The following is a 16,903-nucleotide window of genomic DNA, read 5'->3' as shown; positions in this document are numbered from 1 at the left end:
TAAAGCCAAGCAGAGGACCGGCGGCCATGACCATAATGCCCATAGCGATAACCACCGCCAGCATCATGATGGAAACATGGTCCACCATACCCACTGCCGTGATGATGGAGTCCAGCGAAAACACGGCGTCCAGCACCACCACCTGAAAAATCACCTGCCAGAATCCGGCATGGTGTTCGGTCTCTCCGGCGTATCTTCCGCTGTGGCCCTCAAGCCGGTCGTGCAGCTCCATCGTGCCCTTGAGCAGCAGAAAGACGCCCCCGGCCATAAGAATGAGGTCACGCGCTGAAAAGCCGTGTCCTCCAAGCTCAAACAGAGGCGTTGTCAGCGTGGCCAGACGGGCCATAACGGTGAGCAGCACCATACGCATGAGCAAAGCCAGCCCAAGCCCCACCAAAAAGGCCTGACGCTTGCGGTCGCCCGGCAGCCTTCCCACAAGAATGGAAATGAAGACCAGGTTGTCCACCCCAAGCACAACTTCCAGCAGCACAAGGGTGCCCAGACCAGCCCAGGCAGAGAGATGCGTAATCCATGAAAAATCCAGCATACAATTATGCTCCGGGGCTGTGCCCCTTCTTGTGAAACAGGCTTCTGCAAAAAGTGCCGGCCTGGCCTGAAAAAAAGACAAAAGAGGGCCGAAGCCCCCTTTTGTCAGTAACCTGCTGCGCCCGAAGGCGTACTATAATTGGCCGGATGGGCAGACCCTTCCGGCTCGGACAAGTCGGATATCATTATACGGCAGCAAGCTGAATGCGCTCGAAGCCAGTGACGGTGATTTCGTCGCCAATGGTCTTGCCAGCTTCACGCACGATGTCGTTGATGGTCTTTTTGTCGTCGCGGATGTAAGGCTGTTCCATCAGGCACACTTCCTTCTGGAACTTCTTCACGGCGCCGTCGGCGATTTTGTCCACGATGTTGGCGGGCTTGCCTTCTTCCAGTGCCTTCTGGCGGTAAACTTCGCGTTCACGTTCCACAGCGGCGGGGTCAAGGCAAGCGGCGTCAAGAGCCATCGGGCTGGCGGCAGCCACCTGCATGGCAATATTCTTGGCCAGTTCCTGCACTTCGGGCTTGGCGGCGCTTTCGGCCTTGCCGCAGGTCAGGAACACCAGCACGCCGATCTTGCCATTGGCGTGGATGTACTGGCCGATCACGGAGCCTTCGGAAGGCTTGGTGTGGCGGGCAAACTTGCCAATCTGCATGTTTTCGCCCACAGAGGCGATAAGCTGGGTCACTTCTTCACCCATAAGGCCTTCAAGGGCCAAAGCGTCAGCGGGGGCATTGTCCAGCACGCTTTTGGCGATCTGGGCAGCCATAGCCTGGAACTGCTCGCCACGGGCCACAAAGTCGGTTTCGCACAGAAGCGAAGCCATAGCCACGGTCTTGCCGTCATCGCTCAGGGTCACGGTTACAAGACCTTCGCTGGTAGCGCGGCCAGACTTCTTGGCAGCCTTGGCCATGCCCTTCTGGCGCAGCCAGTCAACGGCCTTTTCCAGGTCGCCTTCCACTTCCACCAGAGCTTTTTTGCAATCCATCATGCCCGCGCCAGTCATTTCGCGCAGTTCTTTTACCATTTGAGCGGTGATAGCCATTGTATTCTCCAAAATGCGTCCGGCCTGCCGCCGGAGTTATCAAACGTACACTTAAATTTGCCCTGCTGCATCCAAACAGGGGCAGCGCAGCCATCTATCAGGTTGCGCTGCCCCCAAAAATGCGAAAGCAGTAAAGCCGTTTATTGGGCGGGAGCAGCTTCGGCCACAACCTCGGCAGCAGCAGCCTTTTGCATGGCTTCTTCGGCGTTGGCAACTTCGCCCTTGTGGTCTTTGCTCATGGCTTCGCCTTCCATGCAGGCTTCGGCGAAAGCGGCCACAAAAAGCTTGATGGCGCGAATGGCGTCATCATTGCCGGGAATGATGAAGTCGATGACATCGGGGTCGCAGTTAGTGTCGGTCACGGCCACAATCGGGATGCCGAGCTTGCGGCATTCCTTGACGGCGATGTCTTCACGATGCGGGTCGATGATGAAGGCAAGCTGGGGCAGGCGATCCATATTCTTGATACCGCCGAGGGTCTGTTCCAGCTTGTTCATTTCGCGTTCAAGAAGCAGAATTTCTTTCTTCTGGTAGCGGTTGATGCTGCCATCGGCGAACATAGCTTCCAGCTTCTTCAGGCGATCAACGCTCTTCTGGATGGTGACGAAGTTGGTGAGCGTGCCGCCCATCCAACGGTTGGTCACATAGTACTGTCCGGCGCGACCGGCTTCGGCGGCCACAGCTTCTTGAGCCTGGCGCTTGGTGCCGATAAAGAGAACCTTGCCGCCCTTGGCCACAGCGTCCACAACTTTGTCGTGGGCAATGCGGAAGAGCTTCACGGTCTGCTGCAGGTCGATGATATGAATGCCGTTACGCGCGCCGAAAATGTAAGGACGCATCTTGGGGTTCCAGCGGCGGGTCTGGTGACCGAAATGCACGCCGGTTTCCAGCATTTGCTTCATGCTGACATAAGCCATTGGGATTCCTCCAAAGGGTTGTTTTCTTCCACCCACGCCCTGACCCTGCAACCCGGTGTTGCGCCTGCGGCGCAAAAAGAACGCCGCCACACGCGGCATTCCACCGGGCACCCCGGGCCGCTGCCTGGGTGTGCTTGATAGAAAGCGAGTACATACATGATCGCGCTGCGCTTGGCAAGCGTTGACGCGCTCTTTTTGGCCGGGCGGCTGCCCCGGAATGCAGTTCATTATAATCCAGTGCAATAATACCTTATAATATGCAGAAAACCCTTTTACATGCCAGGCCGTGTCGCCATGAGATGAATTTCCTGTTATACCAAAGATAACGAGCCTTTTTGCAGAAAGCGCATCCTAATGACACCCGGCCGGAATAAAAGAAGATATTCGACGCGGAAACAATTGAAATGACGTTCGCAACGCACGGCCAACAATAAATTGTGGCTCTGTGCCCCCCGGTCAGCGAAAAAATGCTGCACGGCCAACGTTAACGCGGGCTGGCGAAGCCTGACCCGCCGCCCCTTTTCAAACACCGCCACAGCCCTTATAGTTCTGGCTCAACTGCCGTTAATAACAACAAGCCCTAAAAATAGTTGCAGGAAATATTATGAACAATACTGGCTTTACTCTTGTTACAGAACAACATTTGCATGAAGTGGATGGCACGGCACGGCTGTGGCGGCACGACGCCACTGGCGCGCAACTGCTTTCCATCAATAATACTGACGAAAACAAGTGCTTTGGCGTGAGCTTTCGCACGCCGCCCACCGATTCCACAGGCGTGGCCCATATTCTGGAACATTCCGTGCTCTGCGGCTCTGACAAATATCCGGTCAAGGAACCCTTTGTGGAACTTCTCAAAGGGTCCCTGCAAACCTTCCTCAACGCCTTTACCTTTCCCGACAAGACCTGCTACCCGGTGGCAAGCTGCAACCTGCGCGATTTTTACAACCTCATCGACGTGTACATAGACGCCGTCTTTCACCCGCGCATCAGTGAAGACATCCTCAAGCAGGAAGGCTGGCATGTGGAAGCCCCCAGCGCCGACGCTCCCTGGTCGTACAAAGGCGTTGTCTATAATGAAATGAAGGGCGTCTATTCCTCGCCGGACTCCGTGCTCTCGGAACAGAGCCAGCAGGCCCTATTCCCCGACACCCTGTACAGTCTTGATTCCGGCGGCAATCCCGAACGCATCCCCGACCTCACCTATGAGGCCTTTTACAACTTCCACAGCAACTATTACCACCCCAGCAATGCCCGTTTCTTTTTTTGGGGCGACGACCCGGAAGCCGAACGTCTGCGCCTCGTCAACGAAGCGCTGCAAGGCTATACGGCGCGGCCAGTGGATTCCACCGTGCCGCTGCAAAAGCGTCTGGACACGCCGCGCCAGATCGAAGTGCCCTATGCCGCTTCCGAAGGCGAAAAACGCGCCCTTCTCACGGTCAGCTGGCTGCTGGGCGAACGCGGCGACGTGAACCAGGCCCTGCTTATGGAAATGCTGGAGCACATCCTTGAAGGTCTGCCCGGCTCTCCCCTGCGCAAGGCGCTCATCGCCTCCGGCCTTGGCGAAGACACCACGGGCTGCGGGCTCGAGACCGACCTGCGCCAGATGTACTACTCCACCGGGCTCAAGGGCGTGACCCCCAAGGATGTCCCCCAGGTAGAAATACTTATTTTTGAAACGCTGGCCCAGCTTGCCGAAGAAGGCATTCCCAAGGCCGCCGTGGAAGCTGCCGTCAACACGGTGGAATTCGCTTACCGCGAAAACAATTCCGGCCGCTTTCCGCGCGGTCTTTCGGCCATGATCCAGTCGCTGTCCACGTGGCTGTACGACGGCGACCCGCTGGCTCCGCTTGCCTGGGAAGCCCCGCTTGAGGCCCTCAAGGCGCGCATCGACGCAGGCGAGCCCGTATTTGAGCAAGCCATCAAGGACTGGTTCCTGAACAACCAGCACCGCGCCACGGTGGTGCTGCTGCCTGACACCGAACTGGGCAAGACCCGCGAAGAGGCGGAAAAAGCCCGTGTGGACGCGGTACAGGCAGCCGCAACGCCAGACGAACGCGCGACGATGGTGGCCGAAACCTTGCGTCTTGAAGAAGTGCAGAGCGCGCCTGACAGCCCTGAGGCTCTGGCCAGCATACCCGCCCTGGGGCTGGAAGACCTCCCCCGCCACAATGCTTCCATTCCCCGCAGCATAGTGGAACTGCCAGAAGTGGCCCTGAGCCACGAACTGCCCACGCAGGGCATTGCCTACACAACGCTGTTGCTGCCCCTGAGCAATGTGCCGGACCACCTTGTGCCTCTGCTGCCCCTGCTTTCCCGCTGCCTGACAGAAACAGGCACGGCGCGGCGCGACTTTACGGAACTTGGCGCACTTATGGCGGCCAAGACTGGCGGGGTGGGAGCCGATCCCGTGATGGGCACAGTGCGCGAAAGCCGTGAAACCCTGAGCTTCCTCAGCATTTCCGGCAAGGCTGTGTACGACAAGCTGCCTGACCTTTTTGGCATCATGCATGAAATCCTGCTGGAACCCATCAAGGATGCCCAGATTATTGAAGAGCGCCTGGGCCAGATGCTTCTGGAAGCCAAGGCCCGCCTGGAAAATGCGCTTCAGGCAGCGGGACACGCCGCGGTAAGCGCCCGGCTGCGGGCTCGTTTCACGGGCGCGGGGGCTCTTGCCGAACGCACCTCTGGCCTGAGCTATCTTGAAAGCGTGCGGTCCATGCTCCAACGCCTCGAAAAGGAACCGCAGGGCCTTTTGGCCGACCTTGAGGAACTGCGCTCCCGCATCGTGGCCCGCCCCGGCGCTATTTTTGACTGCACCGCCGAGGCATCTGGCCTTGCACTGGCTGAAACCCAGGCGCGCCAACTGCTGCAAGCCCTGCCCCCGGCACGCCCCGGAGCAGCCAGCGGCATAGGCGCGGCACCGATGAGCCTGCCAGCAGCCGAAGCCTTTATTGCCCCGGCTCAGATCAACTACGTGGGCAAGGCCGCCAACATCTACGATCAGGGCTACGTGTACCACGGCTCTGCCAGCGTCATCCTGCGCTACCTGCGTATGGGCTATCTGTGGGAGCGCGTACGCGTACGCGGCGGCGCTTACGGTGCGTTCTGCAACCTGGACCGCCTGGGCGGCACCCTTGTTTGCGCTTCCTACCGCGACCCCAACGTGGATGCCACGCTTGAAGCCTTTGACGGCATGGCCGACTTTTTGCGCAGCTTCAAGCTCGACAAGGCCCAGCTGACCCAGGCCATAGTAGGGGCCATTGGCGATCTGGACAGCTATCTGCTGCCCGACGCCAAGGGCGCGCAATCCCTGAACCGCTGGCTCGCCAACGATACAGACGCCGCCCGCAGCATCATGCGCGAAGAAATACTCACTACCACTGAAAAGCACTTTAACGATTTCGCCGAAGTGCTGGCAGAAGTCTCCAAAACCGGAAACATCTGCGTATTGGGCGGCCCCAAGGCCGAAGCTGCCGCCAAGGAACACGGCTGGCAGAGCAGCAAGCTGGTATAAATAATACAAGTGTGGGGCGGATTTTGTGTCGCCCCACACTTAATTAGAGCATTTTGCACTTGAAATAGCCAAATTACGTCGGGCAAAACTCGCCTGCGCCTGTTCCGCGGCAAGGATTTGTACACAAATAATTACGGAAGAACTGACTCGTTTCATTCGTAATGTGCTCAATGCATATGGCCCGGCGGCCTGAGGTATTTTCAACGGATATACCTGGTTAAAAAAACGCGGCAGCCCCGCAGATGATTTTTTGGTTTTACAGTGAAAGCAAGGATGCAACGAGAGCGCCCGCAGTAACCACGGCTACGGACAAAAACTCTCATCTCAAACAGGAATGTCATGTCTGCCAGCTCTTTCGGCTATCCACTCATCGACCTGCTCGACAGAGTCAGCGCTCAGCCTGTCTGTATCGCCGTCAGGCGTGGGCTGATCATCGTTCTGCCGCTCGTTCTTGTGGGCGCGTTCATGATCATGCTGGCAAACATTCCCTACGAACCCGCCCAGTTGGCCATTGACCGCGCATTCGGCCCCACATGGCGGCAGGTTTGCAAAAATCTCATTGACGGCACATTTTCCATCGCTTCTCTGGCCCTGCTGTGCGCCATAGGCGGAGTAAGCGCAACCTACGCCAACCAGAAAAAACAGACGCCATATGTCAGCCCAATGATGATGGCGACAGTGACGCTTTCATGCTTTTTCGTACTTATCGCACCGCTGAAATCCGGCATTGGTGATACGGCTTTTTCTCTGAGCAACGGCCTGCTGCTGGCCATGTGCATTGCCTTGGCGACCAGCAGTATTTTTTTGCGCCTGGCACGCTGCACGTGGCTGCGCCTGCCAGTGGAAATGGCCGGAAATGATCCGGTGGCCCGTGACATTTTTACGCTCATGCCCGCCTCCATCATCACTATCCTGCTTTTTGGAGTCATCCGCGCGGGGCTTGTGGCTCTGGACATGACCAATCTGCACGAGTTGTCCGGACGCCTACTCGCCCATCCCTTTACCAAGGGCGGCGACAGTCTTGGGTTTGGCGTATTGTACAGCATGGCCGCGCAGGTGTTCTGGTTTTTCGGCGCGCACGGGCCCAACATGCTTTTTGCGGTGGAGAACGACATTCTCATTCCCTCCGCCCTAGCAAATATGGACGCCATTGCTCACGGCACGGCCCCACCGTTCATTTTCACCAAAATGTTCTTTGACGCGTATACCCGTATGGGTGGCTCGGGCTGCACACTGGCCTTGTGTCTGGCTATTTTTCTTCGCGGCAAGGATCGCGGCGTTAAAAAGCTGTGCCTGTTCGCCCTGCTGCCCACACTGTGCAATGTCAACGAACCTCTGCTGTTTGGCATTCCCCTTGTGCTGAATCCTGTGTACGTCATTCCTTTCATTCTGGTTCCCGCAGTGCAGACCGCCATAGCCTATACGGCCACGGTCGTCGGCTTCATTCCGGCAACTGCGGCAGACATTGCCTGGACCACGCCCGCGCTCATAAGCGGCTACATTGTCTCAGGTTCAATCAACGGCCCCATACTTCAGGCGGTGAATCTGCTTGTGGGCCTGCTGATCTATATGCCTTTTGTCGTCATTTCCGATGCCATCCGCGAGAAACGCAGCAAACAGGTCATGCAGGATCTGTTTACAGCTGCCAACGGCGGCGGCGTGGCGGACAACCGCAAGTGCCTGGGGCAACCCGGCGAGGTAGGAAGGCTCGCCAATGCTCTGGCAGGGGACCTGACCCGCGCCCTTGATGAGCCGGGACAGATATATCTTGTGTACCAGCCCCAGTTCAACAACGCGACCGGACGCGTTACCGGTGTGGAGGCCCTGCTGCGCTGGAACCACCCGGCCTACGGTAGCATTGCGCCGCCCATAACGGTGGCTCTGGCGGAAGATACGGGCAACATAGACCGCCTTGGGCGCTTTATTCTGGAAGAAGCGTGCAGGCGAAGAGCGGCCTGGGCCAACTTTGTGGACGCAGACATGATTATGTGCATCAATGTTTCGCCCATGCAGCTACAGAATCCGAAATTTTCCGGCTATGTGTGGGGCGCGCTCAGCGACGCAAGCCTGAAGCCCGGCCAGCTTGAGCTGGAGATTACCGAATCTTCAATGGTCAGGCCAGAATCAAGCGCTCTGGAAATGCTCAGAAGCCTGCACACCGACGGAATCAGGGTTGCCATTGATGACTTTGGCATGGGATACGCCTCACTGCGCTACCTGCGGGCCTTTCCCGTCAGCACGGTCAAGATTGACCGCTCCCTGACGGAACACATCGACAACAATATCAATCAACAGATTGTGCGCAGCGTGCTTGAATTAAATCAAAGTCTGGGCATCAGCACGGTGGTGGAAGGCGTTGAGAATCAGGAACAGCTCAATTCCTTCACTTCAATGGGATTTTCCACCTTTCAGGGGTATTTTTTCAGCCGTCCCCTGTGCGCCAAGGATTGCCTTACGTATATCAACGCCAACCGGGGATAAACCGCTGAATAGCCGGAACCTCCAGCATCTGCGCTGCGGACAACATACAGTGGCGGAAAGGTCTGGACACGGCCAACCCGGCAGCCAGGGTAATAACCGCCAGACTTTACGGAGCGGCCAGATCTCCGGGCGTCAATACTGCTGAATCCCCCAGGCTGCGGCTACTCAGCCGGCATAGCCTCGGGCTCTTGCCAGACAGCGTTATTCTTGGCTGTGTAAACCCTACAGTAGAAAAATCATGCGTCTGCTCCTCTGCACACATACCGCACACAATGGCGGCTCACGCAGCCTGCTCGTTCCGGCACGCCAACTGGCGCGCACGGCGGAAACCCCCGCCATATCTGGCATGGCAGGCAAAAACACGGCCACCGCAGCAGTGCCCCTTTTTCATCCCGCCCCCAGTGCGGCCAACATTGAACGCCTGCTGACAGGGCAAGGTTGCAGCTATGCCTGACATAACCGCAGCTCCCCCCTGTACAGCCACGCCCGCCGCCTCGCAGAGTACTGACGGGCACCCTCTTGCAGGGCGCATCGCCGCACCTTCCTTTGTCATTCCCGCCAATGTCGCCCAAAATGCCCATTTTTTATCGGGCAAGGTTGACGAGGTAGGCCTGTGCCTTTTTGAAGCACAAGGCTGTCTGGACTATGGGCCTGCCGATCTGCCAGACGCCCTTGCCGCCCTGCCCCTGCGCTGGCATGCCCATCTGCCTGTAGATCTGCCCTGGCCCACACGTCTTGCCGCAGGCAATGCCCATCCGGCCCGTGAGGCCGCCCGGCTGACGCTGGCTGTGCTGGACAGGATTCGCACCCTTGTCCCGCACATGACCTTGCAGGCAGCTGTTCTGCATCCACCGGAGGGTTCTGCTGCTTTTCAGCGCCATCTGCTAACGGATTTTGCAAAGCACTGGCATGGGCAACCGCAACCCGCACCGCCTCTTTTACTGGAAAATGTGGCACACAGCGACGTTGTTTGCCTGGGCGACGCTTTCCTCGCAGATCACGGTATGAGCCTTTGTCTGGACGTAGGACATCTCCTGGGCTATGGTCAATCTGCTCTGTTGCATTCCGCCCTGCCCAGTCAGGCCGCCATGTTGCATTGGAGCGCTCCGGGCAATAGTGACCAGCACCTGCCGCTTACGGCATTTACGCCCACGCAGCGCTGCACGGCCTTGCACCTTATGGCTGACGCGCCACCTGCAGCGACCCATATGGTGGAGATTTTTAATTGGGACGGGCTTGCGGCATCACTGCCCGTTTTGGCTGCCCTTGCCAACGAGTCACGGTAATATGGAAGCCGGACCGGAAAAACACCCGGTCTGGAAATAAAAACGCGCTGTTGCGCAATCAGGGATCAGCCCCGGGAGGATGACCACAGCAATGCTGCCCAATGCCGAACTTGTTGCCCGCATGAAGGAATGGCGACAGAATCTGGACAAGGATGACCGCTGGTGCATTCTCATCAACGCGGACCCTGATGCTCTGGCTTCGGCTATGGCCCTCAGGCGTATCATTTTGCCGCGCGTGCACAATGCCGATATCGCCCGCGTCAATGAGGTGACCCGGCCCGACAATCTGGCCATGATACGCTACCTGCGCATTCCCGTGCGCGCATGGCAACCTGAAAAGGCCGAACAGTACACCCATTTTGCTATGGTGGATTCGCAGCCGCACCACCACAAGGCCTTTCAGGGCATTGCCTTTGACTGCATCATCGACCACCACCCCCTGCCAACCAATGGGGGCTGCTTTGTGCCCTCTGCGCCGGCCCTTTGCGATATACGCCCGGGGCTTGGTGCAACCAGCACCATTATGACACGGTATTTTCAGGCGCTGCGCATGCGGCCCAGCCCCAGGCTGGCCACGGCCCTGCTGTACGGCATCCGCACGGATACCGCAGCCTTCGAGCGCTCGGGCGATGAAGACGATTTTCGCGCTTATCAATGGCTTTCGCGCCATGCAGACAACAGTCTCCTGCGCCGTATCATCCGCAGCGAATATCTGCGTGAATGGCTGCCGCTTTTCTCACGCGCCTTCCGCAATCTTACAAACTGCCGCAGCAACGGAGCGTTTGCATGGCTTAATGAGGTCACCAGCGCTGACCTGCTGGTGGCTGTGGCCGACTTTTTCACACGGGTGCACGACCTCAAGTGGATTGCGGTTGGCGGCATTGTGGGCAAAACCGTCATTGTTATCTTTCGTGGTGACGGCGGGCGAGATATTGGGCGTCTGGCCGATGCCTGTTTTTACGATGTGGGGCAGGCCGGAGGCCACCGTAATCTGGGCCGGGCGGAATTTCCTCTTGAAGCCGTACCGGAAGATGTACGCCCCGGAGATTTTGTGCTCAAGCGGCTTGAAACCCGCAAGCTGCGCCCTCAAAGCACGCCCAATGACGCCACGCCAGCTCAAGGGCAACCAGCCGCCAAAGCTAAGACAGATAAAAATGCCAAACAAAAACATCTAATTACAGAAAAATAACATAACTATTCAATAATTTCTTGACAGCGCCCCGATAACCAGCGTAATTCTTCTCTTGAAGTTTTTAATAAGGATTTTTGTAATGCAGCGCATTTCTTCCAACCACACCTCCGCTTACGCCGCTAGCTTTTATAGCTGGTATTTTTTTGCGTACTTTATGGATGCCTGTGGTCGGGAGCTTCGCTGACGCGAAAAAAAGTTAGCAAGTTCAAAGGGCCGCAGGCAAACCGCCGGCGGCCCTTTTCTTGTATGGGCAGCCGGCCCAAAAGTTAGCCGCCGAGCGGTCCATGGCGACAGGCAGTATGTAATTGATCTGCAATACGCAGCACAGCAACTGAAAGGAGCAAGCCATGTACCTTGGCAAAAAAGTCCGGCTGGAACGCATCATCAATCGTGAGAACGGGCGCACCATTATTGTACCTATGGATCACGGCGTTACCATCGGCGCTGTCGACGGTCTTGTAGACATGCGCGAAGCCGTCAACGACATGGCCACGGGCGGTGCGGATGCCGTACTCATGCACAAGGGCCTTGTACGCTGCTCTCATCGCAGTGCCGGCAAGGACATCGGCCTGATCGTTCATCTTTCCGCCTCCACAGCCCTGACGCCCAACGGCAATACCAAAACACTGGTGGGCACGGTAGAAGAAGGCATCAAGCACGGCGCAGACTGCGTTTCTGTTCACGTCAACCTTGGCGACCCCAACGAACGCCTCATGCTGGCCGATCTGGGCCGGGTGGCCGAAGCTTGCGACAACTGGCATATCCCCCTGCTGGCCATGATGTACGCCCGCGGCCCGCAGATCAAAAACGGCTTTGATAAAGATGTGGTGGCCCACTGTGCCCGCGTAGGCGTGGAACTGGGCGCGGACATCGTCAAGGTTCCCTACACTGGCGATGTGGACAGCTTTTCCGAAGTGGTTTCCTCCTGTTGCGTGCCTGTGGTTATCGCTGGCGGCGAACGTATGGAATCCACCCGCCAGATCCTCCAGATGGTTGCCGACTCCGTCAAAGCGGGCGGAGCGGGCATTTCCGTGGGCCGCAACGTCTTCCAGCATCCCAACCGCGTTGCCCTGGTCAAGGCCCTTCGTGCCATCGTGCACGAAAATGCCTCTGTGGATCAGGCCATGACCATTGTGGGGGAATAAACATGTCGCGCATTTACTTCAACTGCATGCCCTTCGACAAAGGCGACGTAACCCTGGCTCTTGAGTCCGGCGTGGACGGCGTGATTGTTCCCGCAGAACAGGTTGAGCATGTGGCTGGTCTTTCGCGCTGCCCTGTCTGGGCCGCGGAAGAAACTCCTCTGGTCGAGCTGAACGTCAAGGCTGATGAAGAAGCTGTGCTGCAAAGGTTGCATACTGGCGAGCACGTGGTGCTGGCTCGCGGCTGGGAGGTAATACCTGTAGAAAACCTTCTGGCCCAGAGCGACAGTGTGCTGGTTGAAGCCGGTACGCTGGACGAGGCCCGCCTTGCCGCAGGAATTTTGGAACGCGGTGTGGCGGGCATTGTTGTATCCAGAGAGGCCGTGGCCGATCTCAAGGATATTGTAGCCCAGTGCAAGATGGCCCGCAGCCGGGAGGAACTTGTGCCCGGAGTGGTCACCCGTGTGGAGCCAGTGGGCTTGGGGCACCGCGTTTGCGCCGACACCCTTTCGTTGCTGCGCAAGGGTCAGGGCATGCTGGTGGGCAATTCCAGCGCCTTTACCTTTCTTGTGCACGCCGAAACCGAGCGCAACGAATACGTGGCCGCCCGCCCCTTCCGCGTCAACGCCGGAGCTGTGCATGCCTATGTGCGCCTGCCCGGTGACCAGACCACCTACCTTGGCGAATTCAAGGCCGGACAGGAAGTGCTTATTGTGGACTACACTGGTGAAACCAGCGTGGCCACCCTTGGCAGGGTCAAAATTGAAGTTCGGCCCATGCTGCTGGTGGAAGCCCAGGTGCAGACCGAAGACGGCGTAAAGACCGGAGCTGTTTTTCTGCAAAACGCAGAAACCATCCGTCTGACTACGCCCGAAGGCGAAGCCGTAAGTGTTGTGGGGCTCAAGCCCGGTGACAGGATTCTTTGCCGTCTGGATGAAGCAGGCCGTCATTTCGGCATGCGCGTACGCGAAGACATCCAGGAGGTTTAACATGGGCGATACCAACAGCCACTGGCCCGGTTCCGCCTCCCTGCCGGGGGCGAACGAACAGGCCCACAATGCTGACGAGCGTCTTTCGGCCATCCGCACTGAAATCGATTCTGTCGATCAGGAACTGCTGGATCTTTTCAACCGCCGAGCTTCGCTCAGCCGTGAAGTGGGCCACATCAAGGCCGATGTGCCGGGCATCATCTTCAAGCCCGTGCGTGAAAAAGAAGTGCTGGACAGTCTGGCCGCCCGCAATCCCGGCCCTCTGCCCGAGGACCATCTGCGAGCCATCTGGCGCGAGATATTTTCTTCATCACGCGCCCTGCAACGCCCGCAAAACGTTGCCTACCTCGGACCGGAAGGCACATTCTCCTACTTTGCCGGGGTGGAGTATCTGGGGCATGCGGCCACCTTTCACCCCTGTAACGACCTTGTGCAGGTGTTTGAAGAAGTGTCTTCGGGACGTTGCGAGCTGGGGGTTGTTCCTTTGGAAAACTCCCTGCAAGGAACCGTTGGCGTCAGCTTTGACCTTTTTCTCAAGCACGATGTCTTTATTCAGGCAGAGCTTTTTTCGCGTATTTCTCATTGCCTTTTGAGCAATGCGCCTTCTCTGGCCGCCGTGCGCACCGTGTATTCGCACCCCCAGCCTCTGGCCCAGTGCGGCGGCTGGCTGCGCACCCATCTGCCCAATGCGGGGCTGGTTCCGGTAGAGTCTACCGCTGCTGCTGCCCAACGGGCCGCACAGGGCCCAGACCAGGGGCACACAGCTGCCATCGGTCACGGCAAGCTGGCCGACCTTATGGGCCTCGGTATTCTTGCCAGCCGCATTGAGGACGAGCCCGGCAACTGGACACGTTTTGTCATCATCGGCCCCAAGGTCAGCGGCGGGCAAGGTGGCAACAAGGTACAGAATCCTCAGCCCGGCCATACCGGAGCAGACAAGACGTCGCTGCTTTTCACCCTGCCCGACAAGGCAGGAGCGCTCTCGCACGTGCTGGATCTGCTGGCGACGCACGGCATAAACATGCGCAAGCTGGAATCGCGCCCCCTGCGCGGCCAATGCTGGAAGTATGTTTTCTTTGCCGATGTGGAAAGTGACCTTGAAGATCCCCGCTATGCCGATTTGCTGACAGCCCTGCACGAGACCTGTACCAGTTTTCGCATTTTGGGCAGCTACCCTATGGGGCCGCAGCTGGACCGCCTTGACCTTCACACGGATGAATCGGAGCAGTAAGAATCATGAGCCAGACCAAGAACACCGTGGCAGTCGCCAACAATGTGAGCGCTACAGGCGCAGTGGAAACTGTGGCAGTTACCGCCCCGGCTTCAAAGTCGGTTTCGCACCGCTATCTTATGGGCGCAGCCCTGGCCCACGGCACATCCATTGTGCGCCACACGCTTGAAAGCCGCGACCTGGAGCGCACACGCGCCATCCTTTGCGCGGCAGGCGCAACAATGGAAGAACTGCCCGAAAGCACCGCCTCTTCCGGGGCATGGCGCGTCACGGGCATGAACGGCAGGCCTTCGGGCGGTACCGCCGCCGCACCTCTTTCCTGTGACGTGGAGGAATCGGGCACCACCTGTCGCCTGCTTACGGCTGTACTGGCCGCCGGGCACGGAGTGTTTCGCATCCACGGCGCAGGGCGCATGCACGAGCGGCCCATCGCCGAGCTGACCAACGCTCTGGCCACACTGGGAACAAAAACCGCTTTTGAAGAAAAACCGGACTGTCCCCCCTGCGTCATCACCGCCGACGGCCTTGACCCGGCGCTGTGCAACGGCATGGTGGAACTGGGCATGGATATATCCAGCCAGTATTTTTCAGGCCTACTGCTGGCCGCGCCTATGGGGCCAGCGCCCCTGACCCTGTCTCTGGGTGGGCAAAAGGCCGTGTCCTGGCCCTATGTTGGCCTGACGCTGCAATGCCTTACAGACTACGGCATCAAGTTTGAAGTGCACACCCGCCCCGCCCCCGAGGCCGAATGGAGCACACTGCCTGACGGCGCATGGCGTCAGCTCGCCGAAGCCCGGCCCGGCTGTTTGCGCGTCACCGTGCACCCCGGCCACTACCGCGCCGGAGAATACACGGTGGAAGGCGACTGGTCGGGCGCGTCCTACCTGCTGGCCGCTGGCGCTTTGGGCCGCCGCCCTGTACGTGTGGAAGGTCTGCGCGCCGACTCCCTGCAAGGCGACCGCGCCATGCTGGAAATTCTGCAAAAAATGGGAGCACAGGTAAGGGTGGAGCCGCAGGCAGTCACGGTGTCTCCCTCCCGCCTGCACGGCGTAGAACTGGACATGGGGCACTGCCCCGACCTTGTGCCCACGGTAGCCATACTGGCGGCCTTTGCTCAGGGCTCCACGCGCATCCGCAATGTGGCCCACCTGCGCCACAAGGAATCTGACCGCATCAAGGCTCCGGCCATAGAACTTGCCAAAACTGGCGTTATCGTGGACGAACTTTCAGACGGCATGCTCATCAACGGTCTTGGCGGGCGCAACAACGGCAAACCCAACCATCCCGTGCTGGCGGAAGGACAAAACCTGTCGGCCCACAACGACCACCGTATCGCTATGTCGTTGGCCCTTCTGGATCTGTGCCAGCCCGAAGCCACAGTGCGTTCCCGGTTGGACGATCCCTCTGTGGTCAGCAAGTCGTTTCCGCAGTTCTGGAATATATGGGAGAAGCTGGCATGACAGGCCAAACTGACCCAACCTCCAAAGCGGAGGGCCCCACAGAGCATGAAGCGGTGAGTCAGGCAGATCAGGCCGCCAGCCAGAAGCCTGCCGTGCCCACCCTTCGCTGCACGCGGGGTAAAACAGTTATTGTGGGCTCGCAGGGCCGCATGGGGGCCATGCTTGTCAAACGAGCCGCGGCTGCGGGTCTTGTGGTGGAGGGCGTGGATGTGCCCCTTACGCCGGAAAAGCTGGCAAAGGCCTGCGCCGGGGCAGGCATGGCCATTATTTGCGTGCCAGCCGCTGTATTTGACGATGTAACCACCGCCGTCTGCCCTCATTTGCCATCCACTGCGGTGCTGGTGGACATCACTTCGGTGAAGGAACAGCCCCTGCGCCAGATGGAGCGCATCTGGCCCGGCCCGGTGGTAGGCACACATCCTCTTTTTGGCCCTTGTCCCGAACCCGAAACAGATCTGCCTGTGGCCATCACACCTGGCCATCATACGGAGCCGGAACATCTGGCCCAAGTCGAAAGTTTTTTTGCCGATCTTGGCTGCCGCACATTCCTGACCACGGCGGAAAAGCATGATCGGGCTATGGCGCGCATCCAGAACATGAACTTTATCACCAATCTTGCCTATTTTGCCCTGCTGGCAGGGCAGGATGACCTGCTGCCTTTTCTTACGCCGTCTTTCCGGCGGCGGCAAAATTCGGCCCGCAAAATGCTTACAGAGGACGCCCGCCTCTTCGCCGGACTGTTTGAAGCCAACGCCCACAGCCATGAGGCAGTGCGCCAGTTCCGGCAAATGCTTAACCTGGCCGCAGCAGGTGATATTGACCTGCTTTGTGAAAGGGCTGGCTGGTGGTGGCCGGAAGAGGCTGCCGCAAGTGAAGGAGATAAAGATAAATAGTTGGCGCGGTGGGCTGGAAAATAAAAATAACGTCGCTTTTGCGTAAGATCATCGTGCCCTGCGGGCACAGAGACTTTCCTTCTCTTTAGTTCTGCCGCCTGCGCGGCGCGCGGCAAGGCGGGGCCGGTTATGGGGCTTCGCCCCCTTCTCGGCCCCCCTTGCATCCCCCCCGAAGCACCCCCTGTTCCACCTTGACCAACAAATAC

At 58.5% G+C, this 16,903-nt stretch carries 13 protein-coding genes; 10 read left to right on the top strand and 3 right to left on the bottom strand.

Annotated features, from left to right (window positions below; all coding sequences use genetic code 11):
* The 3 genes from QM579_RS11455 to rpsB form a co-directional block, all read right to left on the bottom strand.
* On the bottom strand, positions 1-547 hold a 547-nt coding region (locus QM579_RS11455; RefSeq protein ID WP_414999275.1), incomplete at its 3' end, for a TerC family protein.
* Positions 548-731: 184 nt separating this feature from the next.
* Positions 732-1,589 carry a translation elongation factor Ts gene (tsf, locus tag QM579_RS11450; protein ID WP_414999274.1) on the bottom strand — a complete coding sequence of 286 codons (858 nt, stop codon included), beginning with the start codon at positions 1,587-1,589 and terminating at the stop codon, positions 732-734.
* A 140-nt stretch (positions 1,590-1,729) separates the two neighbouring features.
* Positions 1,730-2,506 carry a 30S ribosomal protein S2 gene (rpsB, locus tag QM579_RS11445; protein WP_414999273.1) on the bottom strand — a complete coding sequence of 259 codons (777 nt, stop codon included), beginning with the start codon at positions 2,504-2,506 and terminating at the stop codon, positions 1,730-1,732.
* Positions 2,507-3,110: 604 nt separating this feature from the next.
* Here rpsB and QM579_RS11440 point away from each other — a divergent pair.
* From QM579_RS11440 to QM579_RS11395, 10 genes are all read left to right on the top strand, one after another.
* Entirely contained in the window at positions 3,111-6,023 is a 2,913-nt protein-coding gene (locus QM579_RS11440; protein WP_414999272.1) for an insulinase family protein, read from the top strand.
* 339 nt (positions 6,024-6,362) lie between these two features.
* A complete protein-coding gene (locus QM579_RS11435; RefSeq protein ID WP_414999271.1) occupies positions 6,363-8,504 on the top strand; it encodes an EAL domain-containing protein in 2,142 nt (713 codons plus the stop codon).
* Between the two features lie 238 nt (positions 8,505-8,742).
* A complete protein-coding gene (locus QM579_RS11430) occupies positions 8,743-8,958 on the top strand; it encodes a hypothetical protein (protein WP_414999270.1) in 216 nt (71 codons plus the stop codon).
* Positions 8,951-9,790 carry a cobamide remodeling phosphodiesterase CbiR gene (gene cbiR, locus QM579_RS11425; protein WP_414999269.1) on the top strand — a complete coding sequence of 280 codons (840 nt, stop codon included), beginning with the start codon at positions 8,951-8,953 and terminating at the stop codon, positions 9,788-9,790. Before QM579_RS11430 ends, cbiR begins: the two co-directional genes overlap by 8 nt.
* A gap of 79 nt (positions 9,791-9,869) precedes the next feature.
* Positions 9,870-10,979 (top strand): DHH family phosphoesterase, encoded by a 1,110-nt coding sequence (locus QM579_RS11420; protein ID WP_414999268.1) that lies wholly within the window; start codon positions 9,870-9,872, stop codon positions 10,977-10,979.
* Positions 10,980-11,329: 350 nt separating this feature from the next.
* A complete protein-coding gene (locus QM579_RS11415; RefSeq protein WP_414999267.1) occupies positions 11,330-12,127 on the top strand; it encodes a 2-amino-3,7-dideoxy-D-threo-hept-6-ulosonate synthase in 798 nt (265 codons plus the stop codon).
* A gap of 2 nt (positions 12,128-12,129) precedes the next feature.
* Positions 12,130-13,113, top strand: coding sequence for a 3-dehydroquinate synthase II family protein (locus QM579_RS11410; protein ID WP_414999266.1), 984 nt, complete (start codon positions 12,130-12,132; stop codon positions 13,111-13,113).
* 1 nt (position 13,114) lies between these two features.
* Complete coding sequence (gene pheA, locus QM579_RS11405; protein ID WP_414999265.1) at positions 13,115-14,344, top strand: prephenate dehydratase; 1,230 nt, start codon at positions 13,115-13,117, stop codon at positions 14,342-14,344.
* Positions 14,345-14,349: 5 nt separating this feature from the next.
* Positions 14,350-15,804 (top strand): 3-phosphoshikimate 1-carboxyvinyltransferase, encoded by a 1,455-nt coding sequence (locus QM579_RS11400; RefSeq protein ID WP_414999264.1) that lies wholly within the window; start codon positions 14,350-14,352, stop codon positions 15,802-15,804.
* A gap of 149 nt (positions 15,805-15,953) precedes the next feature.
* Positions 15,954-16,697, top strand: coding sequence for a prephenate dehydrogenase/arogenate dehydrogenase family protein (locus tag QM579_RS11395; RefSeq protein ID WP_414999276.1), 744 nt, complete (start codon positions 15,954-15,956; stop codon positions 16,695-16,697).
* Positions 16,698-16,903: the final 206 nt, after the last annotated feature.

It is taken from the genome of Desulfovibrio sp., from assembly GCF_047607245.1.
Taxonomy (GTDB): Bacteria; Desulfobacterota; Desulfovibrionia; order Desulfovibrionales; family Desulfovibrionaceae; genus Desulfovibrio.
The sequence above is the reverse complement of the archived record's forward strand: the minus strand, read 5'-3'. Positions and strand labels throughout refer to the sequence as shown.